Here is a 25,888-nt window from a genome sequence, read left to right on the forward strand (position 1 = left end):
CGGAAGGTCTGCGAGCAGGTGCCGTGGTGGCGGTAAAAGGCCCCGACCGTGGCAAAGGCCGACGACCGGCCGGCCTTCACCTCCTCATACTCCCTGATCAGGAAACGCCACTTCTGAACATAGTTCCGTTCAATCGTCCGGTCATAGCTGTTGTCGCGCATGGGTCGCTCCTTTCCGCAATCCCATCAGCGAATATCTGAACTCGCACAGCAATGACGGCTGATCAATCCCACGAAAGCACCTCTCACACCCCGACGAGATCGAACCAGCCGTCCTCGTCGATGACCTCGACGCCGAGGTCCTTGGCCTTGGTCAGCTTCGAGCCGGCCCCCGGGCCGGCGACGAGGAGGTCGGTCTTTTTCGACACTGAGCCGGAAACCTTGGCGCCGAAGCGTTCGGCCATCGCCTTGGCCTCATCCCGGGTCATGCGCTCCAGCGAGCCGGTGAAGACCACCGTCTTGCCGGCGACCGGCGAGCCGTCGGCCGCAATGGTCTCGGCCTCTTGCGGCGTCACCTCGGCAAGCAGCGCGTCGATCGCCTCGCGATTGTGTTCCTCGGCGAAGAATTCCACGATGGCGTCGGCCACCACCTCGCCGATGCCGTCGATATTGTTGAGGTCGGCCCAGGCCTCGTTTTCCCGGTCCGTCGCCGCCTCCATCGCCTCGCGGAAGGCGGCAAAGCTGCCATAGGAGCGGGCGAGAAGTTTCGCCGTCGTCTCGCCCACATGGCGGATGCCGAGGCCGTAGATGAAGCGGTAGAGGTCGATGGAGCGCCGCTCGTCGATGGCGGCATAAAGGTTCTCCACCGACTTCGGCCCCCAGCCCTCGCGATCCTTCAGCTTTTTGAGGGATTTGGCGTCCTCGTCCCGAAGCCGGAAGATGTCGGCCGGCTGCTTGATCAGGCCGTCCTGATAAAACGTCTCCACCTGCTTGGCGCCGAGGCCCTCGATGTCGAAGGCATCGCGGGCAACGAAATGCTTCAGCCGCTCCATCGCCTGCGCCGGGCAGATGAGGGCACCGGTGCAGCGTCGCCGCGCATCGATCCGCCCCGTCTTTTCCGCCACCTCGCGCACGGCATGGGAGCCGCACACGGGACAAGTCTCCGGGAACTCATACGGCTTGGAATCCTCCGGCCGCTTGTCGAGATCGACGTCGACGATCTGCGGGATGACGTCGCCGGCCCGCTGCACGGTGACGGTATCCCCCACACGAATATCCTTGCCGTCGCGGATCACCTCGCCCTTGCCGCCGATCCCGGCAATATAGTCCTCGTTATGTAGCGTCGCGTTGGCGACGACGACGCCGCCGACCGTCACCGGCTGCAGCTTGGCGACCGGCGTCAGCGTGCCGGTGCGCCCGACATTGATCTCGATGGCGTTGACGACGGTCGTCGCCCGCTCGGCCGGGAACTTGTGGGCGATCGCCCAGCGCGGCGAGCGCGACACGAAGCCGAGCCGGCGCTGCAGGTCGAGCCGGTCGACCTTGTAGACGACGCCGTCGATGTCGTAGTCGAGCCTCGCCCGGCCTTCCTCGATCTCGCGATAGGTCTGCAGCATCTCCTCGATGGTCCGGCAGAGCCGCATCGCCGGATTGACCGTGAATCCCCAGTCGGCGAAGGCGGAAACCACCTCATATTGCGTGTCGGCCGGAAGATCGCTCATCTCGCCCCAGGCATAGGCGAAGAATTTCAGCGGCCGCTCGGCCGTCACCGACGCATCGAGCTGGCGCAGGGACCCGGCCGCCGTGTTGCGCGGATTGACGTAGGTCTGTTTGCCGGCTTCGGCCTGGCGCGCATTGAGCTCCTCGAACGCCTGATGCGTCATATAGACCTCGCCGCGCACCTCCACGATCTCCGGCGCACCTTCCGGCAGCGTCACCGGGATATCGCCGATGGTCCGTGCGTTGGCGGTGACGTTCTCGCCCTCCGTGCCGTCGCCGCGGGTCGCGGCCACCACCAGCTTGCGATTCTCGTAGCGCAGCGTCAGCGACAGGCCGTCGATCTTCGGCTCGGCGGTGAACGCCAGGTCCTCTTCGGCGGAGAGCCCCAGGAAACGGCGCACGCGCGCGGCAAAATCGGCAACGTCCGCGTCGTAGAACGCATTGTCGAGAGAGAGCATCGGCACCGCATGCCGGACCTTGGAGAATGCCCCCGTCGGCGCCGCGCCGACCCGCTCGGTCGGCGAATCCTCGCGCTTCAGATCGGGGAACGCTTCCTCGATCGCCTGGTTGCGGCGGCGCAGCGCGTCGTAGTCCGCATCGCTGATCTCGGGCTGGTCTTCCAGATAGTAGCGGCGGTCGTGGCCGGCGATCTCCTCGGCAAGCCGGGCAAGTTCCGCGCCCGCTTCTTCTTCGGTGAGCTCTTCAACCGGCTTTTCAGACCCGTCCGCCACGCGATTCTCTCCTCATTGGTCCGGCGCCCCGCGACCATTTCCCGGAGTTCCGTCCGTGCCGTCTTCATGACGCGGCGGTCGACCAAAGCAGGCGCCCGCAGCCAACCGCATTCGGCACCCACACACTCCGCGTCATCACCGGGCCCAGACCCGGTGATCCATGCTGCCTATCCTATAGGTATTGTCGCTTCAATAGACCAGCCGGCGTTCCCGGCCTGCTGGGCCGGACCGTGTTGTCAGCCGAGCGAAAAAGCTGCCAACTGATTGTTTTGAAAGGCCTCATGGATTGCCGGGTCAAGCCCGGCAATGACGCGGAGTGGAGGGTGGGCGCTGGTCAGAACCGCATGCGCTGACCTTGACGCAAGCGCTTATTGTGTGGGGGCCGCCGGTCCCCTCACGGATGAATAAGCAGCTTGCCGGCTGCGGCGCGCGCTTCGTCGGTGACCGTGCTGCCGGAGAGCATGCGGGCGATCTCCTCCTGCCGCTCCGCTTCGCCCAGCGTATCGAGCCGGGTCGCCACCGCATCCTTGCCGAGCGAGGCCTTGGAGACGAGGAGATGGGCGTTGGCCCGTGCCGCCACCTGGGGCGCGTGGGTGACCGTGACGACCTGCACCCGTTCCGCAAGGCGCCGAAGCCGCACGCCGATGGCCTCGGCAACGGCACCGCCGACCCCGGTGTCGATCTCGTCGAAGATCAGCGTCGGCGCCGAGCCCTTGTCGGCGAGCGAGACCTTCAGCGCCAGCAGGAAGCGGGCAAGCTCGCCGCCCGAGGCCACCTTGACCATGGGGCCGGGCCGGGTTCCCGGATTGGTCTGCACCCAGAATTCGATGGTGTCGAATCCGTCCGGGCTCTCCGATCCCTCGTCGGTCTCGATGGAGACCGAAAAATGCGCCCGCTCCAGCTTCAACGCCGGCAGTTCCTTGTCGACGGCGGCTTCAAGCGCCTTCGCCGTCTTCTTGCGCTTCGCCGACAGGTCCGCGGCCGCCTTCGCATAGGCCTTGCGGGCGTCAGTTAGTTCGGCTTCCAGCCCTGCCAGCTTTTCCTCGCCGGCATCGAGATCGGCAAGGTCGGCGGCCATTTGCTCAGAGAGCGCGGCAAGACCCTCGACCGGCACCCGGAACTTGCGGGCCGCCCCGCGCAGGGCGAACAGCCGCTCCTCGGTCTGTTCCTGAATGCGCGGATCGAATTCGGAGGCCGCGATCGCCGCTTCCAGCCCGGCGCGGGCATCTTCCAACGAATCGATCGCCCGGCCGAGCGCATCGACCACCCCTTCCAGCGCCCCCGGCGCCTCCGGGATCTTGCGCTCAAGCCGCCGCAGCACGCCGGACAGCTCCGGCACCGGCGAGGCCTGGCCCGAAATCGTCTCATAGGCGTCGTTGATGTCGCCGGCGATCTTTTCGGCCTGCATCATCGCCTGGCGCCGCTCGGCAAGCTCGGTCTCCTCGCCGGGCTGCGGCGCAAGCTCGGTGAGTTCCTCGACGCTGGTCCTCAGGAAATCCGCCTCGCGGCGGGCTTCCTCGATACGCGCCTGATGCTTCTTGAGCCGACTTGCCGCCTCCCGCACCGCCTCGTGGATCGCCGCCACCTTGCCGGCATCCGCCTCGAGCCCGCCGAAGGCGTCGAGCAGGCTGCGATGGGCGCTGGCATCGACCAGCGCCCGGTCGTCATGCTGGCCGTGGATTTCAACGAGGCTCGCGCCGATCCGGCGCATCATCGCAACCCCGACCGGCTGGTCGTTGACGAAGGCGCGCGAACGGCCGTCGGCGTTCTGCACCCGGCGCAGGATCACATCGCCGTCGGCCTCGATTTCGTTCTCGGTGAGGATTTGGCGCGCCGGATGCCCGATCGGCGGATCGAACACGGCCGTGACCTGGCCCTGGGACGTGCCGTTGCGCACCAGGCCGGCATCGCCGCGCCCGCCGAGGGCCAGCGCCAAAGCGTCGAGCAGGATGGATTTGCCGGCGCCGGTCTCGCCGGTCAATGCCGTCAGGCCGTCGGAAAACGCAATATCCAGCTTGTCGATGAGGACGATGTCGCGGATGGCGAGGGCGGCGAGCATGGCGGTCGGTCAGACGATCGATGCGGTGGCGGCTGAAGCGGGACGGCCGCGCGAGGTCGCGCGACGCCCCGGCCGGCCGTTCTGCCGGCTCAGATCAGACCGGTACGGGAAAACGCCTTGCTGATCCAGCTTGCCTTGTCCTCGTCCGGCTTGTAGCCGCCTTCCCTGAGCAGGGTATAGGCGTCCTTGTACCATTCGCTGTCCGGGAAATTGTGCCCGAGCACGGCAGCCGCCGTCTGCGCCTCGCTGACGACGCCGAGCGAATAATAGGATTCGGTCAGCCGGGCCAGCGCTTCCTCGATATGCCGCGTCGTCTGGTACTTGGTGACGACGACGCGGAACCGGTTGATGGCGGCAACATAATTGCGGCGCTCCAGATAGTAGCGGCCGACCTCCATCTCCTTGCCGGCAAGCTGGTCCCGCGTGATGTTGATCTTGCGGTTGGCGTCGTCGGCATATTCGGATTCGGGAAACCGGGTGACGACTTCCTGCATGGCGGCGAGCGCCTTTTCGGTCATCTTCTGGTCGCGGGTGACGTCCGGGATCTGCTTGAAGTAGGACTGGCCGATGATGTAGAGCGCGTAGGCCGTGTCCGGATCGGTCGGATGCAGCGTCGCGTAGCGCCGCCCGGCGATGATCGCATCGTCGAACTTGCCGCTGGTGTAGTTCGTGTAGGCCGCCATGATCAGCGCTTTTTGCGAATAGCGCGAATAGGGGTGTTCCTTCTCGACCTTGTCGAACTGCTGGGCGGCCTTGCTGAATTTGCCCGAATTCGTCAGCGCCAGGCCCTGATTGTAGAGCTGGTCGGCCGGCGTTCCGTCGAATTCCTCTTCCTTGGTCGAACAGGCGCCGGCAATCAGCGCCGCAGCGACGAGCGCAACCGTCGCGCGCGCGGCCGGGCGCACGCCGACCTTGCGCGAACAAGTAGTCCGGTGACGCGGATGTCTCGTGGTCTCCATGCGAGCGTCGGTCCCTTCAGATGGCGCGGCGATACGCAACGTGCCGGAATTCGGTTCTTTCAAACCCGCCCATCCGGGCCTTTTACCCCAAATGGTGGCGCGATGCCACGTTCTGTGTCGTGGCATTGGAGCATTTTTGTGACCGAATGAAGGTGTGCGTCCGTGCGACCGGCCGTTCAGGAAACGTCGGGCCCGAGCAGGGGCGCGTTGGCGAAGGTGCCGACGTCGGCATGACCGGCGACGCCGCGCGAGGGCTTTTCGACGACACGCCAGGCCGACGCATCCTCGATCAGCGCCTTCAGCGCCATGTAGTTGAGCTTGTGGCCGCCCTTGTAGGAGCGGTAGAGGCCGAGGATCGGCATGCCGGCAAGGGCGAGGTCGCCGACCGCATCGAGCGCCTTGTGGCGGACGAACTCGTCCGGCCAGCGCACGCCTTCCGGGTTGAGGATCCGGTCGTCGGCGATGGCGACGGAATTCTCCAGCGACGAGCCAAGGGCGTAGCCCATCGACCAGAGCTTTTCCACGTCGCGCAGATAGCCGAAGGTGCGGGCGCGAGAGAGCTGGTCGCGGAACACAGCCGGGGTCAGTTCGGCGTCGAAGCGCTGGCGACCGATCAGCGGCGTGTCGAAATCGATGGTGATGTCGAAGCGGCAGCCGTCATGGGGCAGGAACTCGCCGAAGCAGTCGCCGCGGTCGACGCGGACCGGCTTCAGGACCTGCAGGTAGCGCCGGGCGGTGGCCGAGGCGACGAGGCCGACCTGCTCGATGGCATCGACGAAGCGCGACGCGCTGCCGTCCATGACCGGGACTTCCGAGCCGTCGATCTCAACGACGACGTTGTCGACGCCAAGGCCGCGGAACGTCGCCATCAGATGTTCGATGGTCGCCACCGTGGCGCCGCAGGGAGAGGCGATCACCGTGCACAGCTCCGTCGCGGCGACGGACTGCCAGGTTGCCTCGATCTCGACCTCGGCACCGGATTTGGGGTGGCTCAATTGAAAAACGATCCCGGAATCGGGATCGGCGGGGGTCAGGGTAATGGAAACGGGTTGGCCGCAATGGACGCCAATATCGGAAAGGGTTACCGCCTCGGCGAGGGTCGTCTGGAGCTCTCCTTTATGCCGATTGTTGTACCGTTTCATAAAGTGCCCCTTCGTTGATACCCCGGTTCGAAGCCGCCCGCTGCGCCGGGTCGGTCCGTTCCGTCCCTTGCAGGATCTGTGCGAATGTCGATGGAGTTCGAACCGGCGCCTGGGAGCGGCGCGTGCACAGAGCCCGTCCGATGCGACCGATGATCGACCGAACAATCGTCACTTTATAGGCCGGGGGGTGGGGAACAAAATCAAGCTTTTTTACGCTTTGTTACGGCTGATACATTCGTAACCTATTGGATTCATTGGCTATCGTGGAACCGCCGAGGCGCCGCGTGCCTATTTCGAAACCAAGATCAAAAAACGGGCGCCGATTGCGCCGGCGCCCGTGTTTTGTCGTCGTAGTGGAGTCCCCGTCGGGCCGTCAGTTGGCCTGGCGGCGCAGGAATGCGGGGATCTCCAACTGGTCGTCGTCGAGCGGCGAGGCCGGGGCCGGCATGGTCCGGCCATGCGGGTCCAGTTCCGCCTGACGCGGGCGTTCGGCCTGCGGCCGGGGTGCCTGCGGCTTGGCGAATTCCGAGGTCGGCTTGTGCTGTGCGGCAGGCTTCGGGGCCTCGGCCCGCGGCGCTTCGGTGCGCACCGGGGCCGGCCGGGCCGGCTCCTTGCGGGCGACCGAGGCTGCGGCCTGCGGCGGCATGCCGTGCTCCTCGTCCTCGTCTTCGCGGTGGACGAGGCCGCTGGCCAGCCGGCGCAGCAGGCTGATCGGACGGCGTTCCTCGTCGTGGTCGTCGCCGCCGCGCAGCTCCTGCTGGGCGATCTGCGGGAACTCCTCGACCCGCGGCATGCGCGGCGCGCGCGCCGGAACTTCCGCCGCCGGCGGAATGTAGGGCGCATCAACCCGGTCCGCCGCGGCTTCCATCGTCGGGGCCTCGTCGAGCGCCGAACCGGCATCGTCGTTCAGCACCGGCTCGGGACGATAGGGCTCGATGGTGACCTCCGGATCGGCACTGGTCGGTGCGGCGCGCGGCGGCTCCGCCGGACGTGGGGCCTTGGCGGCCTGCGGGCGCGGCGTTGCCGGCACCGTGCGCGGCGGCGCCTCGGCGGCAATCGGCGCGACGTCCGGCGCGATCTCCGGCTTCTCGGCGGCGCCCTTGCCGGCGGCGTTCTTCAGCCGCGCGGCCAGCTCCGCCATGCGGGTCTCGGCCGGGCTTGCCTCTTCCGTCTCCACCCGGTCGATGCCGGTGGCGACGACGGAGACCCGGATGATGCCTTCCAGCGAATCGTCGAAGGTGGCGCCGAGGATGATGTTGGCCTCGGAATCCACTTCCTCGCGGATGCGGGTGGCCGCCTCGTCGACCTCGAACAGGGTCAGGTCCTTGCCGCCGGTGATCGAGATAAGGAGGCCGCGGGCGCCCTTCATGGAGGTCTCGTCGAGCAGCGGATTGGCGATCGCCGCCTCGGCCGCCTGCAGGGCGCGCTTCTCGCCGGACGCCTCGCCGGTGCCCATCATCGCCTTGCCCATGGAGCGCATGATCGAGCGCACGTCGGCGAAGTCGAGGTTGATGAGGCCTTCCTTGACCATCAGGTCGGTGATGCAGGCAACGCCCGAATAGAGCACCTGGTCGGCCATGGCGAAGGCGTCCGCGAAGGTCGTCTTCTCATTGGCGATCCGGAACAGGTTCTGGTTCGGAATGACGATCAGCGTATCGACGCTGGCCTGCAGTTCCTCGATCCCGTCCTCGGCGGTGCGCTGGCGGCGCTGACCCTCGAAATGGAACGGCTTGGTGACGACGCCGACCGTCAGGATGCCGAGTTCTCGGGCCGCCCGGGCGATTACCGGCGCGGCGCCCGTGCCCGTGCCGCCGCCCATGCCGGCGGTGACGAACACCATGTGCGCGCCTTCCAGGTGATCCTTGATCTCGTCGATCACCTCCTCGGCCGCGGCACAGCCGACTTCCGGCTGCGAGCCGGCGCCGAGACCCTCGGTCACCGCCACGCCCATCTGGATGATCCGCTCCGCCTTGGACAGCGACAGCGCCTGGGCGTCGGTATTGGCGACGACGAAGTCGCAGCCGTCCAGCCCGGCCTGGATCATGTTGTTGACCGCATTGCCACCGGCGCCACCGACACCGAACACGGTTATCCTGGGCTTCAGCTCGGTAATGTCCGGCATCTTCAGATTGATACTTGTCATGGCACCCTCGTGTGCTTCATTGGCAGCCGCGTCTTCGCGGCGTTCCGTTCCGTCTTCTTCAACCGTCACCGTTTTGACCCTTCCGCGGCTGTCAGAAGCTTTCCCTGATCCAGTTCCCGAACCGGGAGAAATAGCCTCCAGTTCCTGTCATTTTCTGGCGGGCAGAGCGCACTTCGAACTGTTCGATTTGCGCAACTTGCGGATAGATCAGCAGCCCGACCGCCGACGCGAAGGACGCACCCCTGGCCGCCTCCGGCAGGCCGGCCACACCCAGAGGCCGCCCGAGCCGGACATTGCGCCCGAGAATCCGTCGCGCCACTTCCGGCAGGCCGGTAAGCTGGCTCGATCCGCCCGTCAGGACGACGCGTTTGCCGATACGTCCGGCGAAACCCGATTGGTTGAGGCGATCCCGCACCATTTCCAGGATCTCCTCGATCCGCGGGCCGATGATCTGGGACAAAAGGGCTCGCGGAACCTGGGTCGCGGCATCGCCGTCATCCTCGCCGACCGGCGGAATCGTGAGCACGCGTCGCTCGTCCGCGGCCGTGCCGATGGCGCTGCCATGCAAGGTTTTCAGTCGTTCGGCGTCCTGCAGCCTGGTCGACAGGCCGCGCGCCAGATCCGTGGTGATGTGGTGGCCACCGAGCGGCACGGCGTCGACATGGACGACCTGGCCGCCGGCAAAGACCGCGATCGAGGTCGTGCCGCCGCCGATGTCGACGGCCGCAACGCCAAGCTCGGCCTCGTCTTCCGCCAGGGTCGACAGGCCGCTCGCATAGGGCGTCGCCACCATGGTCTCGACGTCGAGATGGCTGCGGTTGACCGAGAGTTCCAGATTGCGCACCGGCGCGGCGTCGGCGGTGACGACGTGCATGTCGACGCCGAGCCGCTTGCCGATCATGCCGCACGGATCGTCGATGCCGCGATTGCCGTCGAGCGCATAGCCGATCGGCAGCGAATGGACGACGATGCGCCCGTCATGGGCGGTGTGCAGGCTGCCCGCTTCAAGCACCCGCTGGATGTCGCTGCGCCGCACCTCCTCGCCGTCGATGAGGACGTTGGCGGAGAAGGCTTCCGAGCCGAGCCGGCCGCAGGAGACGTTGACGATCAGCGATTCGATGGTGACGCCAGCCATCCGCTCGGCCGAATCGACGACCATGCGGATCGCTTGTTCGGCGGCGTCCAGATCGACGACGACGCCGGACTTGACGCCGCGCGAGCGCTGGTGGCCGAAGCCGATCACCTCGATGGTGTGGGTGCGCCCGGGAAGAAGCTTGTCGGCCTCGCGCGGCTTCAGCTTGGCGACCAGGCAGCAGATCTTGGTCGAGCCGACGTCGAGCACCGACACGATCGACGGCCGCCTTGTGGTCAGCGGCCGCATCCGGGGCACGCGGGTTTCCGAGACGATACCGCTCATGTCTCCGCCCCGGCGGTCAGTCCGCCCTTCTTGATGAATTCCCGGCGCGCTTCGGCAGCGCCCTCGGAAAGCCGGACGATGATGCGGTCGTCGAGCCGGAGGTCGACGGCGGTGATGTCGCGGGACAACAGGCCGTGCTCGTTGTCGAGCGCCACCAGTTCCTTGAGGGCGGCATTCACGCCCTTTTCCGGCAGCCTCACCTCGATGCCGTTGTCGAGCACCAGGTTCCAGCGTCGCTCGGCGACGAGGACGCCGGCATTGACGCGCGGCTTCAGGGTCGGGAAGCGGTCCAGGAGGGTAACGTACTCGGCGGCGCGCTTCTGGCCGCCATGGCCGACGATCATCGGCAGGCCGGCATAGCGCGGGCGGATGGTATCGGCGATCACCCTGCCGTCGCGGTCGATCACGGAAAGCACCTGGCCGCGCTGCCACAGCGCGAAGGGCTCCCGTTCCTTGACGGTGACCTGAAGGGTCGCCGGATAGAGTTTACGAATCGAGATCTGTTTGACCCACGGAATGTCCGAAACGCGGGAATAGGCAGAGGCGATGTCGTAGGTGAACAGCGAGTTCTTTTCCGGGATCGCCAGCGCGGAGAGGATCTCGCGCTCCTCGATCTCCTTCTGGCCGGAGATGCGCACTTCCTTGATCGAGAACCCGGTGGTCTCGGAGACCGCGTCGGTAACCTCCACGGCATGGCCGCCGAGGACGATGCCGTACCAGCCCCAGCCGGCGAGGAAGGCAAGGGCGGCAACGGTTCCCGCACGCGCCGGCAGCCACGCCGGACGCATGTCCGGCAGTGTCGTCCTTCTGGCCTTTTTCGCGCGCTCACGGGTCATCGACCGCAACTTGCATCCTCCACCATCCATGCCACCAGTTCTTCGAAAGAGTGACCGGCATGGGCCGCCATTTCGGGCACAAGCGACGTCGCCGTCATTCCCGGCTGGGTGTTAACTTCAAGGCAAATCAGTTCGCCTGTGCCATGAAGCCGGTCATCATAGCGGAAATCCGCCCGTGACACGCCGCGACAGCCGAGCGCTTTGTGCGCCTTAAGGGAAAGATTCTGTATAGATTGGTAAATATTCGGTGAAATTTCTGCCGGCAGGATGTGTTTTGATCCGCCGGGGCGATATTTCGCATCATAGTCGTAGAAGTCCAGACCGACCGGTACGATGTCGATCACGCCGAGGGCCACATCACCCATTACCGCACAGGTCAATTCGCGGCCCGGAATGTACCGTTCGACCATGACCATGTCGCCATAGGGCCAGTCGTCCCGGTAGAGCTCCTGGGGCGGATGTTCGGCCCCCTCGCCGACGATGAGCACGCCGTAGGAAGAGCCCTCGGTGACCGGCTTGACGACGTAGGGCGTCTTCATCGGATGGCCCTTGGCGGCCTCCAGCCGGTGCATGACCTTGTGTTCGGCGAGCGGCACCCCGGCGGCCTTCAGGATGTGCTTGGCCTTTTCCTTGTTCATGGCGAGCGCGGACGCCAGCACGCCGGAATGGGTGTAGGGGATGTCGAGATATTCCAGGATGCCCTGGATGCAGCCGTCCTCGCCGAACGGGCCGTGCAGGGCGTTGAAGGCGACATCGGGCTTCAATTCGGCAAGCACGGCGGAGATGTTGCGGTCGACGTCGATCCGCGTCACCCGGTAGCCGGCCCGCTCCAGCGCGCCGGCGCAGCCGGCGCCGGTGTCGAGGCTGACATAGCGTTCCGCCGCCCAGCCGCCCATCAGGACGGCGACATGTTTCTGGTTGGCCATCGATTATCTCCCGAGGAACGGCTCGATGGTCACCCCCTCGGGCAGATTGCCGAGCCGTTTGATTTCCCAGTCAAGGCGGATACCGGAGGTCTCCAGCACCCGCGCGCGGACGGTCTCGCCGAGCAGCTCAAGGTCGGCTGCCGTGGCGGTTCCGGTGTTGATCAAGAAGTTGCAGTGCTTTTCCGAGACCTGAGCGCCGCCGACCTTGAGGCCCCTGCAGCCCGCGGCATCGATCAGCTTCCAGGAGGAATTTCCCGGCGGGTTCTTGAAGGTCGAGCCGCCGGTTTTGTCGCGCGTCGGCTGGCGCTCCTCCCGGTAGCGCTCCACCTCGTCCATCTCGGCCTTCAGGACCTCAGGATCGGCCGTCTCGCCCTGGTAGACCGCCTCGATGAAGATGAGGTCGGACGGGGCTTCGGAATGGCGGTAGGCGTAGCCCATGTCGGCGTTGGTCAGCCGGTGTACGTCGCCCTTGCGGTCGACGGCCGTCAGCTCGACCATCCGCTCGCGGGTCTCCGAGCCATGCGCCCCGGCATTCATGCGGAGCGCGCCGCCGATGGCGCCCGGAATGCCGCGGTAGAACGAAAAGCCGCCGACGCCGGCGTCCGCTGCCGCCTTGGCGAATCGCTGGTCCGGCATCGCAGCGCCGACCCGTGCTTTGTTCCCCTCCTCGAAGGTGACGCTGCCGAAGCCACGAACGGAGAGACGAATCACGACGCCGGGAATACCACCGTCGCGCACCAGGAGATTGGAGCCGAGGCCGATAACGAGCACCGGCACGTCCTCCGGCAGCCGCTTCAGGAACAGCGACAGGTCGTCGGCATCGGCCGGCTGGAACAGGATGTCGGCCGGCCCGCCGACCCGGAACCAGGTGATATCGGACAGCGGCGCATCGGCGGTAATTCGCCCGCGCACGCCCTCAAGCCGGTCGCCGAGCCGGTCGATCAGATCGGCCCCGCTCATGCCTCACCCTTTCCGGCCCCATCCTTTTCCGCGAGCGCTGCAAGCTCCTTCGGCAGGGCATAGGCCCAGCCGGTGATGGAGCCGGCGCCGAGGCAGACCACATAGTCGCCGGGCTTGACGAGGCCGGCGATCAGCGGCGCCAGCGCTTGCGGCTCCTCCAGCGCCATGACGTTGCGGTGGCCGCGCACCCTGAGCCCCTCGATCAGGCCGTCCCGGTCCGCACCCTCGATCGGCTGTTCGCCGGCCGCATAGACATCGGCGATGATCACCGTGTCAGCGTCATTGAAGCAGCTTGAGAACTCGTCGAAGAGGCTTTTGAGCCGCGTGTAGCGGTGCGGCTGCATGACGGCGACGACCTTGCCCTTGCAGGCCGAGCGCGCGGCCGAGAGCACCGCGGCAATCTCCACCGGGTGGTGGCCGTAGTCGTCGAAGATATCGACGCCGTTCCAGGTGCCGGTATGGGTGAAGCGCCGCTTGACGCCACCGAACTCGGCAAGGCCGCGGCGGATGTCGTCGGCGGAAATGCCGAGCTGGTCGGCAAGGGCGATGGCCGCCGTCGCATTGGAGACGTTGTGGATGCCCGGCATCGGCAGCACGAGGTCGTCGATGGTCCGGGTCTCGCCGCTCCGGCGGTCGCTGACGGCCACGGAAAAGTGCGAGTTGCCGGCCTCCGTCACGAGGTTCTGGAAGCGCACATCGGCCTGCGGATTCTGGCCGTAGGTGACGAGCCGCCGGTCCTCGATCCGTCCGACCAGCGCCTGCACCTCCGGATGGTCGAGGCACATCACCGCGAAACCGTAGAACGGCACGTTCTCCACGAACTGGCGGAACGCCTCGCGCTCCACGTCGAAGGTGCCGTAATGGTCGAGATGTTCCGGATCGATGTTGGTGACGACGGCGATGTCGGCCGGCAATTTCACGAAGGTGCCGTCGGACTCGTCGGCCTCCACCACCATCCAATCGCCCTCGCCCATGCGGGCATTGGTGCCGTAGGCGTTGATGATGCCGCCATTGATCACCGTCGGGTCGAGCCCGCCGGCGTCGAGCAGCGCCGCGACGATGGAGGTCGTCGTCGTCTTGCCGTGGGTGCCGCCGATGGCGATCGCCTGCTTGAAGCGCATCAGTTCGGCCAGCATCTCCGCGCGGCGCACCACCGGCAGATGGGCGAGCCGCGCGGCCCTCAGCTCCGGATTATCGGGCTTGATGGCCGAGGAGACGACGATCACCTCCGCATCGCCGAGATTTTCGGCCCTATGGCCGATGGAAACGGCGATGCCCTTGTCGCGCAGCCGCTGGACGTTGGCACTTTCGGAGATGTCGGAGCCCTGGACCTTGTAGCCGAGGTTCTTCAGCACCTCGGCGATGCCGCTCATTCCGATGCCGCCGATCCCGACGAAATGGACGGGACCGAGCTCGTGGGGCATTTTCATTGAGAAACTCCAGGTGAAAAGGATTGGACGTCGGCGCCGGACGCAATGTGCTGGACGAGGTCGGCAAGGCGCGCGGCCGCATCCGGCCGGCCGACGGCTTTTGCCGCCTGCGCCGTCGCGGCAAGCTTGGCGCCGTCGGCGGCGCGCGCAGCGATCTCTTCCGCGAGCCGTTCGGCGGGAAGATCGCATTGGCGGATGACGATTGCCCCGCCCTCGGCGGCGAGCGCCTCGGCATTGGCCGCCTGGTCGTGGTCGAGCGCGTAAGGGAACGGCACCAGGATCGAGGGCCGGCCGATGACGGCAAGTTCGGTCACCGTCGAGGCGCCGGAGCGCGCGATCACCAGATGGGCGGACGCGATCCGCGCCGGCATGTCGGTGAAGAAGGGCGCGCAATCATGCGTGAGGCCGAGCGCGTCATAGGCCGCCGTCACCGCGTCCATGTCTTCCGGCCGGCATTGCTGGACGATGTCGAGCCGCGCCCGGAGCGCCTCCGGCAGGCACCGCACCGCCTCGGGCAGGCTTTCGGAAAAATAGCGCGCACCCTGGCTGCCGCCGAAGACGACGAGGCGAAACGGGCGATCCTCGCTCGGCTCATCGTAAGGCACCTCTGCCGCCGCGATCACCGTCGGGCGCACCGGATTGCCGGTGTGCACGGACTTTCCCGCAAAGGCATCGCCGTGCTTGAGGCCCGGAAAGCTCGTCGCCACGGCCTTCGCCAGCCGGCCGAGCATGCGGTTGGCGCGCCCGGTCACCGCGTTCTGCTCGTGCAGCACGATGGGAACGCCGCGCAGGAATGCGGCGATCAGCGGCGGAAAGGTCGGATAGCCGCCGAAGCCGACGACGACGTCCGGCTTCACCCGGCCGATCACCCCGAGCGACTGCCAGACGCCCTTGGCAAGGGCAAAAGCGGTGCGCACGAGCGCCACGGGCGATTTGCCGGTGAGCGTCGCCGACGAGACGATATGGGTGGCCCGAGCCGGAAAGGCCGAACCGTAGCGGTCGGCGCGCTCGTCGGTGGCAAGGTCGACGGCACAGCCGCGCGCGGTCAGCGCCTCGGCCAGCGCCTCGGCGGGAAAGAGGTGGCCGCCGGTGCCGCCGGCCGCGATCAGGACGGTCGTCATGAAAGCCTACCCGCCACGCGCCAGCGGCTCGAACACCACCGGCGGCCGCCGTGTCATGGTCTCCGGCCGGCGCCGCGTCAGCGCCAAAAGGAAGCCCATCGCCAGCGCGAGCGCCAGCAGCGACGAGCCGCCATAGGAGATGAACGGCAGCGTCATGCCCTTGGCCGGCATGAGCTGGACGTTGACGGCCATGTTGATGATCGACTGCAGACCGAACAGGACGACGAGGCCGGCCGCGGCAAGGCGCTCGAAACCGTCCTCCTTGCGCATGGCGTGGGAAAAGCCGCGCAGCACCACGAAGGCGAAGACGACGACCAGCAGCATGCAAAGAACGATGCCGAATTCCTCGGCGGCAACCGCGAAGGTGAAGTCGGTGTGGGAGTCCGGCAGGATGCGCTTGACCGTCCCCTCGCCCGGACCGCGCCCGAGCCAGCCGCCGCGGATGAAGGATTCGATTGCGGTATCGACCTGGAACGTGTCGCCGGAGGAGGGATCGAGAAACCGGTCGATCCTGAGCGCCACATGCGGCAGCAGGGAGTAGGCGGCAAGCGCGCCGAGGACGCCGACCACGGACAACAGCGCGATCCAAAGCCAGGGCAGCCCCGCCATGAAGAACAGCGCGCACCAGACCAGCGAAATCAGCACCGCCTGGCCGAAATCGGGCTGCGCCACCAGCAGCGCCAACACGATGGATAGAAGCAGGACGGCAAGCGCGTTGCCTGGCACCTCCGGCCGGCGGGAATTCTCCGCAAACAGGAACGCTGAGATCACCACGAAGGCCGGCTTGACGAATTCGGAGGGCTGGATCGACATGCCGAAGAGGCTGAGCCAGCGCCTGGCGCCCTTGACCTCAAAGCCCGCGAACAGCGTCAGGAGCATCATCAGCACCGCGCCGATCAGCACCACCAGCGCCACGCGCCGGATCTGCCGCGGACTGAGCAGCGAGACGCCGAACAGAACGGCCACCGCGGGCACCAGGAACAGGGCCTGGCGCTTGACGAAGTGGTAGGTGTCGAGGTGGAGGCGTTCGGCCACCGGCGGGCTTGCCGCAAAGGACAAGACCACGCCGCCGACCATCAGCGCCAGGATACCGAACAGGAGGAACCGGTCGACGGTCCACCACCACTCCGCGAACTGGCTGCGATCGGTCCGCGAGACCATCAGGCAACTCCCTTTTGGGTCAGCTTGTTGCGGCTCTCCAGATAGGCCGCGACGGCGGCGCGAAAGGCATCGCCCCGCGCCTCGAAATTGGCGTACTGGTCGAAGGAGGCGCAGGCCGGCGACAGCAGCACCGCGATTTCCCCGGCCCCGTCGCGTTCCGCGTCCGTGGCGGCCATGGCGACCGCCGCCTCCAGCGTTCCCGCGTCCACATGGTCAACGGCGCCGCCCAGCGTGTCGGCGAATCCTTTTGCCGCCTCGCCGATCAGATAGGCGCGCACGATCTTCGGGAAATAGTCCGAAAGTGCGGCGATGCCGTCGCTTTTCGGTCGGCCGCCCGCGATCCAGTAGATGCGCTCGAAGCTGGCCAGCGCCCGGGCCGCCGCATCGGCGTTGGTCGCCTTGGAATCGTTGATGAAGTGGACGCGGCCGAGCCGTGCCACCGGCTCCATCCGGTGCTTCAGGCCGGGGAAGGAGGCAAGCGCCGCCTTCAGCTTTGCCGCCGGCACGCCGAGCGCCCGACAGACGGCAACGGCGGTCGCCGCGTTCTGGGCGTTGTGGGCGCCGCGCAGCGAGGCGATGCCGGCAAGGTCGGCGACCTCCGTCTGGGTGGCGTTGTCGGCCTCCAGGATGCGCGTGCCGGCCGCGTAGACGCCTTCGGCGAGCGGGAAGCGGTTGGAGATGCGTATGACCCGCCGGCCGGCCTGGGCAAGCGCGTCGGCGATGTCCGACGACATGCGGTCGTCGACGCCAATGACGGCGACGTCGCTGCCGGCAACGAGCCGGCGTTTGACGGCCGCGTAGTTCTCCATGGTGCCGTGGCGGTCGAGGTGGTCAGGCGCGAGGTTGAGGAGGACACCGATGGACGGATTGAGGCTCGGTGCCAGGTCGATCTGGTAGGACGAGCACTCGACGACGTAGTTGCGGCCACCGGAAAGCGCCGGCAGGGAGAGCACGGCGGTGCCGATATTGCCGCCGAGGCCGACGCTGCGGCCGACCGCTTCCAGCATGTGGGCGATCAGCGCCGTCGTCGTCGACTTGCCGTTGGTGCCGGTAATGGCAACGAACGGCGCCTGCGGGCAGTGCGCCCGCCGCTCGCGGGCAAAGAGCTCCACGTCGCCGATGACGGGCACGCCGGCCGCCTCGGCCCTCAGCACGCTCCAATGGGGATGCGGATGGGTCAGCGGCACGCCGGGAGCAAGAACGAGGGCGGCAAAGGTCGTCCAGTCCTCGTCCTTGAGGTCGCCGGTCGGAACGCCTTCGGCCTTCGCCTTTTCCACCGTCTCGGCCCGGTCGTCGAATGCCACCACCTTCGCGCCGCCGGCGATCAGCGCATCAACGGACACGCGCCCGGAGCCGCCGAGGCCGAAGACCGCGACGCGCCTGTCCTTGAGGGTGGTGACCGGGATCATCGGTTCGTTTCTACCTGAGCTTCAGGGTGGCAAGGCCGACCAGCGCGAGCACGACGGCAATGATCCAGAAGCGGATCACCACCTGGCTTTCGGTCCAGCCGAGATGTTCGAAATGGTGGTGGATCGGCGCCATCTTGAAGACGCGCTTGCCGGTCAGCTTGAAGGAGGCGACCTGGATAATGACCGAGACGGCCTCCAGGACGAACAGCCCGCCGATGATGGCGAGCACGATCTCGTGCTTGGTGGCGACGGCCGTGGCGCCGAGCATGCCGCCGAGCGCCAGCGACCCGGTATCGCCCATGAAGATCGCCGCCGGCGGCGCATTGAACCACAGAAAGCCGAGGCCGGCGCCGATGACGGCGCCGCAGACGACCGCGATCTCGCCGGTGCCGGCGACGAAATGAATCTGCAGGTAGTCGGCAAAGACCGCGTTACCGGAGAGATAGGCGATCAGGCCGAAGGTCGCCGCCGCGATCATCACCGGCACGATGGCGAGCCCGTCGAGGCCGTCGGTGAGGTTCACCGCATTGCCCGCGCCGACCATGACGAAGGCGCCGAACGGGATGAACAGCCAGCCGAGATTAAGCAGGAAATCCTTGACGAAGGGAAAGGCGAGCGCCGTGGAAAAAGGCGGCTGGCCGAAGGAGGTGACGGCATAGGCGGCCGCGCACGCGATCAGCGCCTCGATGCCGAGCCGCGCCTTGCCGCCGAAGCCGGCATGGCTCGAGCGCGTCACCTTCAGATAGTCGTCGTAAAAGCCGACGGCGCCGAAGCCGACCGTGACCAGCAGCACCAGCCAGACGTAAGGGTTGGCGAGATTGGCCCACAAGAGCGTCGCGACGATCATGCCGGACAGGATCATCAGCCCGCCCATGGTCGGCGTGCCGGCCTTGGTCAGGATATGGCTCTGCGGACCGTCGTCGCGGATCGGCTGGCCTTTGCCCTGGCGCACGCGCAGGCCGGCGATGATGCGCGGCCCGAACAGGAAGACGAAGAACAGCGCCGTGATCATCGAGGCGCCGGTGCGGAAGGTAATGTAGATAAAGACATTGAGGGCGGAAAGCTGATCGCCGAGCTGCCCGAGGAAATAGAACATCTTTCTTCCTAAACGTTCTTTTCTGTTGGCCTGGCGAACCGCTTCTGCAGCGCCTCGGCGACCGGCGTCATCTTCGAGCCGGCCGATCCCTTGATCATGACGACATCGCCCGGCATCAGCTCGGACCTCAGCGCCGATTCGATCTCCGACGACTTTTCCCCATATGCGCCGCGCCGCCCGTTCGGCAAGGCCTCCCAGAGCGCCCGCATTTCCGGGCCGGCGCAATAGACCCGGTCGACTTTCGCCTCCATCAGCGGCCCGGCGAGGTCGGCATGGAGGTCCTGGGAGTCGTCGCCGAGTTCCAGCATGTCGCCGAGGACGGCGACCCGGCGGCCCGGGCGCGTCGGCTCGCTCGATGCCAAGAGCGAGATCGCCGCGCGCATGGAGACCGGATTGGCGTTGTAGCTTTCGTCGATAAGGGTCGCCTTGCCGTCGCGCAGCCACAGCGTATGGCGCGCGCCGCGCCCGGAGGGCGGCGCGAATTCGGCGAGCGCGAGCCCGGCAAGCGCCAGATTGGCGCCGAGCAGATGGACGGCGGCAAGAACGGCCAGCGAGTTGTCGACCAGGTGCCGGCCCGGCGCGCCGACCTTGTAGGTCAGTTCCTGGCCGAAGACGGAGGCGGAGACGCAGGAACATTCCGCCTTGGCCGCAAGCTTCAACAGCCGGACGTCGGCGTCTTCGGCTTCGCCGAAGCTGGCGATGCGCTCGATACCGGCCTCGCGGGCAAGGCTTGCCAGAAGGTCGAAATGGCGGTTGTCGCGGTTGAGAACGGCGGTTCCGCCCGGCACGACACCGAAAAAGATCTCCGCCTTCGCCCGCGCGATCGCCTCTTCGGACTCGAAATACTCGATATGGACCGGCGCCACCGTGGTGATAATCGCGACATGGGGCCGGACCATGTCGACCAGCGGGGTGATCTCGCCCGGATGGTTCATGCCGATCTCGAAGATGCCGTAGGCGGTCTCCTGCGGCATCTGGGAAAGGCTGAGCGGCACGCCCCAGTGATTGTTGAAGGATTTTTGCGAGGCATGGACGGCGCCGCTGCGTGACAGGGTGAGCCTGAGCGCCTCCTTGGTGCCGGTTTTGCCGACCGACCCGGTGACGGCGACGATGCCGGCGGACGTGCGCGCCCGCGCCGCACGGCCGACATTTTCAAGGGCCTTCAGCGTATCGTCGACGACGATGAGCGGTCCCGTGACGGCATCCTTGACCCGGTCGCGCTCGACGACGGCAACGGCTGCGCCGCGGTCAAGCGCGCCCTTCACATAGGCATGGCCGTCGAGCCGGTCGCCGACGATGGCAAAGAACGCGTTGCCGGCAGAAAGCGTGCGGCTGTCGATGGAAATGCCGGTGACGTCAGCGCCCGTCGCGCCTTCCAGCGTGCCCCCGGTGGCGGCAAGGAAATCGGCGAAGGTCCAAAGGGTGTCGCTCATCTGGACGGCTCCTGCAACGCGGCACGCACCTCGTCATGGTCGGAAAAGGGCAGCACCTTGTCGCCGACAATTTGGCCCGGTTCATGGCCCTTGCCGGCAACGAGCAGGATATCGCCGGCCCTGAGCAGCGACACGCCGCGGCGGATCGCCTCGCGCCGGTCGCCGATCTCGGTCGCATCGGGAGCTGCCGCAAGGATCGCCTTGCGGATCGATGCCGGGTCCTCGCTGCGCGGATTGTCGTCGGTGACGATGACGATGTCGGCGCCCTCGGCGGCGGCCTTTCCCATCAGCGGCCGCTTGCCGCTGTCCCGGTCGCCGCCGGCGCCGACGACGATAATGAGCCGTCGGCTCGCGAACGGGCGCAGCGCGGCAAGCGCATTGGTGATGGCATCCGGCTTGTGGGCGTAGTCGACGAAGCAGAGCGCGCCGTCCGCCGTCTCGCCGACCAGGTCGAGGCGCCCCGGCGCACCCTTGAGGTTCGCCAGCGCGGCAATGGCGGCCGCGGGCGAAACGCCGGTGGCAATCGCAAGGCCGGCAGCAGTGAGTGCGTTGGAGACCTGGAATTTCCCCGCAAGCGGCAACAGCACCTCGTGGCGCTTGCCGTCCGCTTCCAGAACCAGCCGCTGGCCGAACCCCTCGACCGCCGCATCGACGAGCCTCAGGTCCGTCCCGCTGCACCCGACCGAAAACACCGTGATGCCGCGCGCTTTGGCGGCCTCCGCGACCCGGTCCGCATAGGGCTCGCCCGGATCGACGACGGCAATGCCGTCTTCCGGCAGCACCCGCTCGAACAGCCGCAGCTTGGCGCGGAAATAGTCTTCCGTGTCCGAATGATAATCCATGTGGTCGCGGCCGAGATTGGTGAAGGCCGCAGCCGCAAGCCGCACACCGTCGAGCCGGCACTGGTCGAGACCGTGGCTGGAGGCCTCCATGGCACCAAAGGCAATCCCCTCGTCGGCAAGCTCGGCGAGCAGCTTGTGGAGCAGCACCGGGTCCGGCGTCGTCAGGCTGCCGTATTTCGCGCCCTTCGCCGTCGTCACGCCGAGCGTGCCGACGCTCGCCGACGCCCGCCCCGCCACCTGCCAGATCTGCCGGGTGAACTCCGCGACCGAGGTCTTGCCGGACGTGCCGGTGACGGCGACCATCGTCTCCGGCTGGGGCGAGAAGAACCGCGCCGCCATCAGCGCCAGCACATGGCGCGGATCACCGACCCGCAGCACCGGAACGTCGCCGTCGATATCGATGGGGCTGTCCTTGCCGGCAAGGATCGCCGCGGCTCCGGCGTCCAGTGCGGCCGGCACGAAGCGCGCGCCGTCGGTCTTTGCCCCCGGCAGCGCGGCGAACAGGTAGCCGGCTTCAACCGCCCGGCTATCCGCCGTCAGGCCGGCGACCTCGGTCGCGCCAATGCGCGGATCGAGGTCGAGATCGGGGGCAAGCTCTGCGAGGTGCATGACTGCAGCGGGGTCCCGTTTTTGCCGGAAAACCGGCTTTTCGTTCCGTGTTTGCGGCCCCGTTGCATGGCACGGAGCTCAGTAGGACACAAGAAGTGCGTTCGAATCCATGTCGAAGCGCGGCGTCACGCCGAGCATCGGCGCGATCCGGCGGATGACGGCGGCGACCGTCGGCGCCGCGTTGAGGCCGGCGGTGGCGGAATACTGCCCCTCCTCCGGCTTCGGTTCGTCGATAACGATGAGGACCACATATTGCGGATCGTCGATCGGGAAGGCCGAAAGGAACGAGTTGAACCGCTTGTTGCCCACATAGCGGCCGTTGACGATCTTTTCCGCCGTGCCGGTCTTGCCGCCGACCCGGTAACCCGGCACTTCCGCGCGCCGGCCCGAACCGCGCTCACAGTTGAGCCGGAAGAGGTAGCGCATCTGGTCGCTGGTCTTCGGCGAGACCACCTGCTTTGCCAACCCGTCGGCCTCTTCCCGGCTGCGCGGCACGAAGCTCGGCGGGATCAGCTTGCCGCCGTTCATGAGCGCCGCCGCGGCCACCGCCGTGTGCATCGGCGTCACGCCGATGCCGTGGCCGAAGGCGATGGTCATGGAGGTCAGCTCGTCCCATTTCGGCGGCAGCATCGGCCGCGCCATTTCCGGAAGTTGACCCGGCAGCTTGTCGGTCATGCCGATCTTGGAAAAGAACGCCTTCTGGCCCGGAACGCCCACGGCCTGCGCCATCTTGGCGCTGCCGATATTGGACGAATAGATGAAGATCTCCGGCACGGTCAGCACGCGGTGCTTGCCGTGGAAATCGGTGATGGTGTTGCCGCGCACGCGCAGCGGCTTCGACGCATCGAAACTGTCGTCGATGCTGATCCGGTCGGTATCGAGCGCCATCGCCGTGTTGAACGACTTGAAGACGGAACCCATCTCGAAGACGCCGGCGGTCGCCCGGTTGAGCCGGTCCGGCTGCAGCGCCAGCGCCGGATCGTTCGGATCGTAATCGGGCAGCGACGACATGCCGAGCACCTCGCCGGTGTGGACATCGAGCACGATGCCGACGGCCGCGACCGCCTTGTAGCGGTCCATCGCCTTGGTGAGTTCGTCGCGCACCACGTGCTGGACGCGCAAATCGAGCGACAGCGGCACCGGCTCCAGCGAGCGCTCCTTGTTGGCAAAGCCGAACGCCTGCAGGTCGGCAAGGCCCTCGCCGTCGACGAATTTCTCCATCCCGGCGATGCCCTCGTTGTCGATATTGACATGGCCGAGGAAATGGCTCGCCGTCGGCCCGCCCGGATAGAACCGCCGGTTCTCGTCGACGAAGCCGATGCCGGGTAGGCCGAGATTGTGGATCCTGCGCTTCTGGTCCGGCGTGATCTCCCGCTTCAGCCAGACGAAGCCGGCATCGCTGGCCAGATAATTGCGGGTCTGCGGCGTATTGAGCGACGGCATCACCGAGGACAGAAGCTCGATCGCCTCATCGACGTCGAGGATGCGCCGCGGCTCGGCATAGAGCGAGGCGGTGCGGATATCGGTCGCCAGGATCTCGCCATTGCGGTCGACGAGGTCCGGCCGCGCCGCGGACACCGAATCCGCCGCCGTCAGCCGGGCGATCGTCGGTGCGTCGGTGGTGAAGCCGAGGACCACGAGCCGGCCGGCGATCAGCACATAGGCGAGCGCGAAGACGACCATGGTGAACAGAATACGGTCGCGCGGATTGGACGACGCGAACAGCGGCTTTTCTTCCCGTTGCCCCTTCTTGGGCGCCGGGTCGCCGTCGTGAACGCGCATCAATCCGGCGCGGAGCTGCAAACGGGCCATCAGCGCACCGTCGCGGTGCCGGCTTCGGCATAACCGCCGAGCACCGAGGGTTTCTGGTAGGGCGTCAGGTCGACCGGGCGCAGCGGCAGATCGTCGATGCTGACCACCTGCTCCGGGGAGACCGTGTCGAGCTTCAGGTAGTCGTGGTAGCGCTCGACCAGTTCCTGGATGCGTGCCGGCTGTTCCAGAAGGCTCCATTCGGCCTTCAGGTGCTGGATCGCGTTCTTTTCTTCCTCGATCTTCTGGCGCAGCTGGGCGACCCGTTCGGCCGCCAGCTCCGTGTCGTATTTGCGGTCATAGACCGCCGCCGCCGTGACGATCATGGCGACGAGGAGACCGATGTTGAAATAACGCGTCATCGAACGTCCTTTCAAAACGCCGGGTCGGGCAGGTTCGGCAGGCCGAACTCCGCCCGATCGAGTTCGAATACCGGCGCCTCGGTGCGAAGCGCCGCCCGCAGCCGTGCCGAACGCGCGCGCGGATTGGCAGCGACCTCGCCGGCATCGGCCTCGATTGGCTTGCGGGAAAGCAGCGAAAAGGTCGGCTCCGGCCCCGGGCCGGCCTCCGGCAGGTGCCGCGATCCGGCCGGCTTCGGGCGGGCGCGGGCATTGAGGAACCGCTTGACGATGCGGTCTTCCAGGCTGTGGAAGGCGACGACGACGAGCCGTCCGCCGGCCTTGAGCACCCGCTCCGCGGCAAAGAGCGCGGACACCAGCTCTTCCAGCTCGCGATTGACGTAGATGCGCAAGGCCTGAAAGGTCCGTGTCGCCGGATGGATCTTGTCGCCGGGCCGCTTGCCGATGGCCCGCTCCACGATGTCGGCAAGGGTCGCGGTGCGGGTGATCGGCGCCTCCTTGCGGGCCCGTTCGATGGCGCCGGCAACCGTGCGCGCCTTCCGCTCCTCGCCGAGGATGCCGATGATGCGGGTAAGGTCGGTCACCGCCGCTCCGTTGACGACGTCGGCCGCGCTCGGCCCCGCCTGCTCCATGCGCATGTCGAGCGGCCCGTCGGCGCGGAAGGAAAAGCCGCGCTCTGCCTCGTCGAGCTGCATGGACGAAACGCCCACATCGAGGACGACACCGTCGACGGCCTCAAAACCGCAGGCGGCGGCATGGCGGTCGAGCGCACCGAACCGGCCTTCGACGAGGTTCAACCGTCCGGAGGATGCCGCAACGAGGTCCTGCCCCCCGGCAATGGCGCTCGGGTCCCGGTCGATGCCGATAACGGTCGCCCCGGCATCCAGAAGCGCCCTGCTGTAGCCGCCAGCGCCGAATGTGCCGTCGACGATGACGGCGCCGGGCCTGACGGCCAGCGCGTCCATCACCGGGCCGAGAAGAACGGGGATGTGGCGGGCCGGTCCGCCAGCAACACCCATCGTGCTGCGGCCCGCCATCAGGTATGCCCCCCGCCGTCCGGTCCGGACGAAGGTGCGCCGGCACCGCGGCGCAACGACTGGACGCGGCGCAACGCTTCGGCGCGGTGTTCCGCAAAGCGTTCCGGCGTCCAGATCTGGAATTTGAAGCCCTGGCCGACGAACGTCACCTGGGCGTCGATCCCGGCGGCCTCCTTCAGCGTATCGGTCAGGCTGATGCGCCCGTCCGCATCGATCCGGAGCTGCTCGGAAAGGCCCAGCAGCGCCGTGGAAAGGTAATTGTGGTCGAAGGACAAGGGCTCGAATTGCGCAATGTGGCGATCGAGCGTTTCGCGCAGCGCATTGCCGCCGGCATCGATCGTCCCAAGGTCGGGCACGGCAATGCAGAACAGGCCGTCGTAGCCGTCGCGCGCCAGCTCGGCACGAAACGGTGCCGGAACCGAGACGCGCCCCTTGGCGTCGATCCTGTTCGTGAAATGCCCGACGAAACCCGACATGCGGTTCCTCTATCACGCCAACCCGAACCCCATGCCCGCGGGCGCCGCCCCCTGAAGATGCAAATGCGCCATCGCAAGAACGCAACAAACCGGCGCACCGCCGCGGCAGCGGCGAGGTCTCGACGGGGTGGGAAACACCCCGATCTCCAAGTAGTGCGGATGGGACAATCTGGGATATCATGGAGTCCTATGGGCGTCAACGGATTCCAGACCAATAAAGGCGGCCTAAGCCGCGCCGGGCGATTAAAACCCCGGTAAGATTAACAGGAGGTTTT

The 25,888-nt window shown here is 66.9% G+C and carries 20 protein-coding genes; all 20 read right to left on the minus strand.

The genetic code is table 11. From position 1 onward, the window contains the following. Positions 1-244: 244 nt before the first annotated feature. Positions 245-2,389: an NAD-dependent DNA ligase LigA gene (ligA, locus tag CH339_RS18885; RefSeq protein WP_111435936.1), complete on the minus strand. Its 2,145-nt coding sequence runs from the start codon at positions 2,387-2,389 to the stop codon at positions 245-247. 394 nt (positions 2,390-2,783) lie between these two features. Beyond that, on the minus strand, positions 2,784-4,448 hold the full coding sequence (gene recN / locus CH339_RS18890; protein ID WP_111435937.1) for a DNA repair protein RecN: 1,665 nt from the start codon (positions 4,446-4,448) through the stop codon (positions 2,784-2,786). An 89-nt stretch (positions 4,449-4,537) separates the two neighbouring features. Further along, complete coding sequence (locus tag CH339_RS18895) at positions 4,538-5,407, minus strand: outer membrane protein assembly factor BamD (protein WP_111435938.1); 870 nt, start codon at positions 5,405-5,407, stop codon at positions 4,538-4,540. Positions 5,408-5,583: 176 nt separating this feature from the next. Next, positions 5,584-6,549 carry a UDP-3-O-acyl-N-acetylglucosamine deacetylase gene (lpxC, locus tag CH339_RS18900; protein ID WP_111435939.1) on the minus strand — a complete coding sequence of 322 codons (966 nt, stop codon included), beginning with the start codon at positions 6,547-6,549 and terminating at the stop codon, positions 5,584-5,586. Positions 6,550-6,922: 373 nt separating this feature from the next. Next, complete coding sequence (ftsZ, locus tag CH339_RS18905) at positions 6,923-8,692, minus strand: cell division protein FtsZ (RefSeq protein ID WP_111435965.1); 1,770 nt, start codon at positions 8,690-8,692, stop codon at positions 6,923-6,925. A gap of 91 nt (positions 8,693-8,783) precedes the next feature. After that, on the minus strand, positions 8,784-10,109 hold the full coding sequence (ftsA, locus tag CH339_RS18910) for a cell division protein FtsA (RefSeq protein WP_111435940.1): 1,326 nt from the start codon (positions 10,107-10,109) through the stop codon (positions 8,784-8,786). After that, the gene (locus CH339_RS18915; RefSeq protein WP_111435966.1) at positions 10,106-10,897 is read right to left on the minus strand and encodes a cell division protein FtsQ/DivIB; all 792 of its coding nucleotides are present in this window, start codon (positions 10,895-10,897) and stop codon (positions 10,106-10,108) included. Before CH339_RS18915 ends, ftsA begins: the two co-directional genes overlap by 4 nt. 44 nt (positions 10,898-10,941) lie before the next feature. Further along, entirely contained in the window at positions 10,942-11,871 is a 930-nt protein-coding gene (locus CH339_RS18920) for a D-alanine--D-alanine ligase (RefSeq protein WP_111435941.1), read from the minus strand. Positions 11,872-11,874: 3 nt separating this feature from the next. Continuing rightward, positions 11,875-12,831 carry a UDP-N-acetylmuramate dehydrogenase gene (gene murB / locus CH339_RS18925; RefSeq protein WP_111435942.1) on the minus strand — a complete coding sequence of 319 codons (957 nt, stop codon included), beginning with the start codon at positions 12,829-12,831 and terminating at the stop codon, positions 11,875-11,877. Further along, complete coding sequence (gene murC, locus CH339_RS18930) at positions 12,828-14,261, minus strand: UDP-N-acetylmuramate--L-alanine ligase (RefSeq protein ID WP_111435943.1); 1,434 nt, start codon at positions 14,259-14,261, stop codon at positions 12,828-12,830. The genes murB and murC overlap by 4 nt, the downstream gene beginning before the upstream one ends. Further along, positions 14,258-15,382, minus strand: coding sequence for an undecaprenyldiphospho-muramoylpentapeptide beta-N-acetylglucosaminyltransferase (murG, locus tag CH339_RS18935; RefSeq protein WP_111435944.1), 1,125 nt, complete (start codon positions 15,380-15,382; stop codon positions 14,258-14,260). The genes murC and murG overlap by 4 nt, the downstream gene beginning before the upstream one ends. Before the next feature lie 6 nt (positions 15,383-15,388). Continuing rightward, positions 15,389-16,543 (minus strand): putative lipid II flippase FtsW, encoded by a 1,155-nt coding sequence (gene ftsW, locus CH339_RS18940; protein WP_111435945.1) that lies wholly within the window; start codon positions 16,541-16,543, stop codon positions 15,389-15,391. Further along, a complete protein-coding gene (gene murD / locus CH339_RS18945) occupies positions 16,543-17,952 on the minus strand; it encodes a UDP-N-acetylmuramoyl-L-alanine--D-glutamate ligase (RefSeq protein ID WP_111435946.1) in 1,410 nt (469 codons plus the stop codon). The genes ftsW and murD overlap by 1 nt, the downstream gene beginning before the upstream one ends. 10 nt (positions 17,953-17,962) lie before the next feature. Continuing rightward, positions 17,963-19,048, minus strand: coding sequence for a phospho-N-acetylmuramoyl-pentapeptide-transferase (gene mraY, locus CH339_RS18950; protein WP_111435947.1), 1,086 nt, complete (start codon positions 19,046-19,048; stop codon positions 17,963-17,965). An 8-nt stretch (positions 19,049-19,056) separates the two neighbouring features. Beyond that, entirely contained in the window at positions 19,057-20,481 is a 1,425-nt protein-coding gene (locus CH339_RS18955) for a UDP-N-acetylmuramoylalanyl-D-glutamyl-2,6-diaminopimelate--D-alanyl-D-alanine ligase (RefSeq protein WP_111435948.1), read from the minus strand. After that, positions 20,478-21,932, minus strand: a complete 1,455-nt coding sequence (locus CH339_RS18960) for a UDP-N-acetylmuramoyl-L-alanyl-D-glutamate--2,6-diaminopimelate ligase (protein WP_111435949.1) — start codon at positions 21,930-21,932, stop codon at positions 20,478-20,480. Before CH339_RS18960 ends, CH339_RS18955 begins: the two co-directional genes overlap by 4 nt. A gap of 78 nt (positions 21,933-22,010) precedes the next feature. Continuing rightward, entirely contained in the window at positions 22,011-23,744 is a 1,734-nt protein-coding gene (locus CH339_RS18965) for a peptidoglycan D,D-transpeptidase FtsI family protein (protein WP_420825924.1), read from the minus strand. Next, complete coding sequence (ftsL, locus tag CH339_RS18970; RefSeq protein ID WP_111435951.1) at positions 23,744-24,103, minus strand: cell division protein FtsL; 360 nt, start codon at positions 24,101-24,103, stop codon at positions 23,744-23,746. The genes CH339_RS18965 and ftsL overlap by 1 nt, the downstream gene beginning before the upstream one ends. Before the next feature lie 11 nt (positions 24,104-24,114). Beyond that, positions 24,115-25,137, minus strand: coding sequence for a 16S rRNA (cytosine(1402)-N(4))-methyltransferase RsmH (rsmH, locus tag CH339_RS18975; protein WP_111435952.1), 1,023 nt, complete (start codon positions 25,135-25,137; stop codon positions 24,115-24,117). Next, complete coding sequence (locus tag CH339_RS18980; protein WP_111435953.1) at positions 25,137-25,613, minus strand: division/cell wall cluster transcriptional repressor MraZ; 477 nt, start codon at positions 25,611-25,613, stop codon at positions 25,137-25,139. Before CH339_RS18980 ends, rsmH begins: the two co-directional genes overlap by 1 nt. Positions 25,614-25,888 lie beyond the last annotated feature (275 nt).

Source organism: Rhodobium orientis, assembly GCF_003258835.1.
Lineage (GTDB): Bacteria > Pseudomonadota > Alphaproteobacteria > Rhizobiales > Rhodobiaceae > Rhodobium > Rhodobium orientis.

Bases quoted from the DNA above. Each gene is read 5' to 3' on its own strand.
- recN (WP_111435937.1), bottom strand. From the start codon at position 4,448: ATGCTCGCCGCCCTCGCCATCCGCGACATCGTCCTCATCGACAAGCTG.
- CH339_RS18895 (WP_111435938.1), bottom strand. From the start codon at position 5,407: ATGGAGACCACGAGACATCCGCGTCACCGGACTACTTGTTCGCGCAAG.
- lpxC (WP_111435939.1), bottom strand. From the start codon at position 6,549: ATGAAACGGTACAACAATCGGCATAAAGGAGAGCTCCAGACGACCCTC.
- ftsZ (WP_111435965.1), bottom strand. From the start codon at position 8,692: ATGACAAGTATCAATCTGAAGATGCCGGACATTACCGAGCTGAAGCCC.
- ftsA (WP_111435940.1), bottom strand. From the start codon at position 10,109: ATGAGCGGTATCGTCTCGGAAACCCGCGTGCCCCGGATGCGGCCGCTG.
- CH339_RS18915 (WP_111435966.1), bottom strand. From the start codon at position 10,897: ATGCGTCCGGCGTGGCTGCCGGCGCGTGCGGGAACCGTTGCCGCCCTT.
- CH339_RS18920 (WP_111435941.1), bottom strand. From the start codon at position 11,871: ATGGCCAACCAGAAACATGTCGCCGTCCTGATGGGCGGCTGGGCGGCG.
- murB (WP_111435942.1), bottom strand. From the start codon at position 12,831: ATGAGCGGGGCCGATCTGATCGACCGGCTCGGCGACCGGCTTGAGGGC.
- murC (WP_111435943.1), bottom strand. From the start codon at position 14,261: ATGAAAATGCCCCACGAGCTCGGTCCCGTCCATTTCGTCGGGATCGGC.
- murG (WP_111435944.1), bottom strand. From the start codon at position 15,382: ATGACGACCGTCCTGATCGCGGCCGGCGGCACCGGCGGCCACCTCTTT.
- ftsW (WP_111435945.1), bottom strand. From the start codon at position 16,543: ATGGTCTCGCGGACCGATCGCAGCCAGTTCGCGGAGTGGTGGTGGACC.
- murD (WP_111435946.1), bottom strand. From the start codon at position 17,952: ATGATCCCGGTCACCACCCTCAAGGACAGGCGCGTCGCGGTCTTCGGC.
- mraY (WP_111435947.1), bottom strand. From the start codon at position 19,048: ATGTTCTATTTCCTCGGGCAGCTCGGCGATCAGCTTTCCGCCCTCAAT.
- CH339_RS18955 (WP_111435948.1), bottom strand. From the start codon at position 20,481: ATGAGCGACACCCTTTGGACCTTCGCCGATTTCCTTGCCGCCACCGGG.
- CH339_RS18960 (WP_111435949.1), bottom strand. From the start codon at position 21,932: ATGCACCTCGCAGAGCTTGCCCCCGATCTCGACCTCGATCCGCGCATT.
- CH339_RS18965 (WP_420825924.1), bottom strand. From the start codon at position 23,744: ATGGCCCGTTTGCAGCTCCGCGCCGGATTGATGCGCGTTCACGACGGC.
- ftsL (WP_111435951.1), bottom strand. From the start codon at position 24,103: ATGACGCGTTATTTCAACATCGGTCTCCTCGTCGCCATGATCGTCACG.
- rsmH (WP_111435952.1), bottom strand. From the start codon at position 25,137: ATGGCGGGCCGCAGCACGATGGGTGTTGCTGGCGGACCGGCCCGCCAC.
- CH339_RS18980 (WP_111435953.1), bottom strand. From the start codon at position 25,613: ATGTCGGGTTTCGTCGGGCATTTCACGAACAGGATCGACGCCAAGGGG.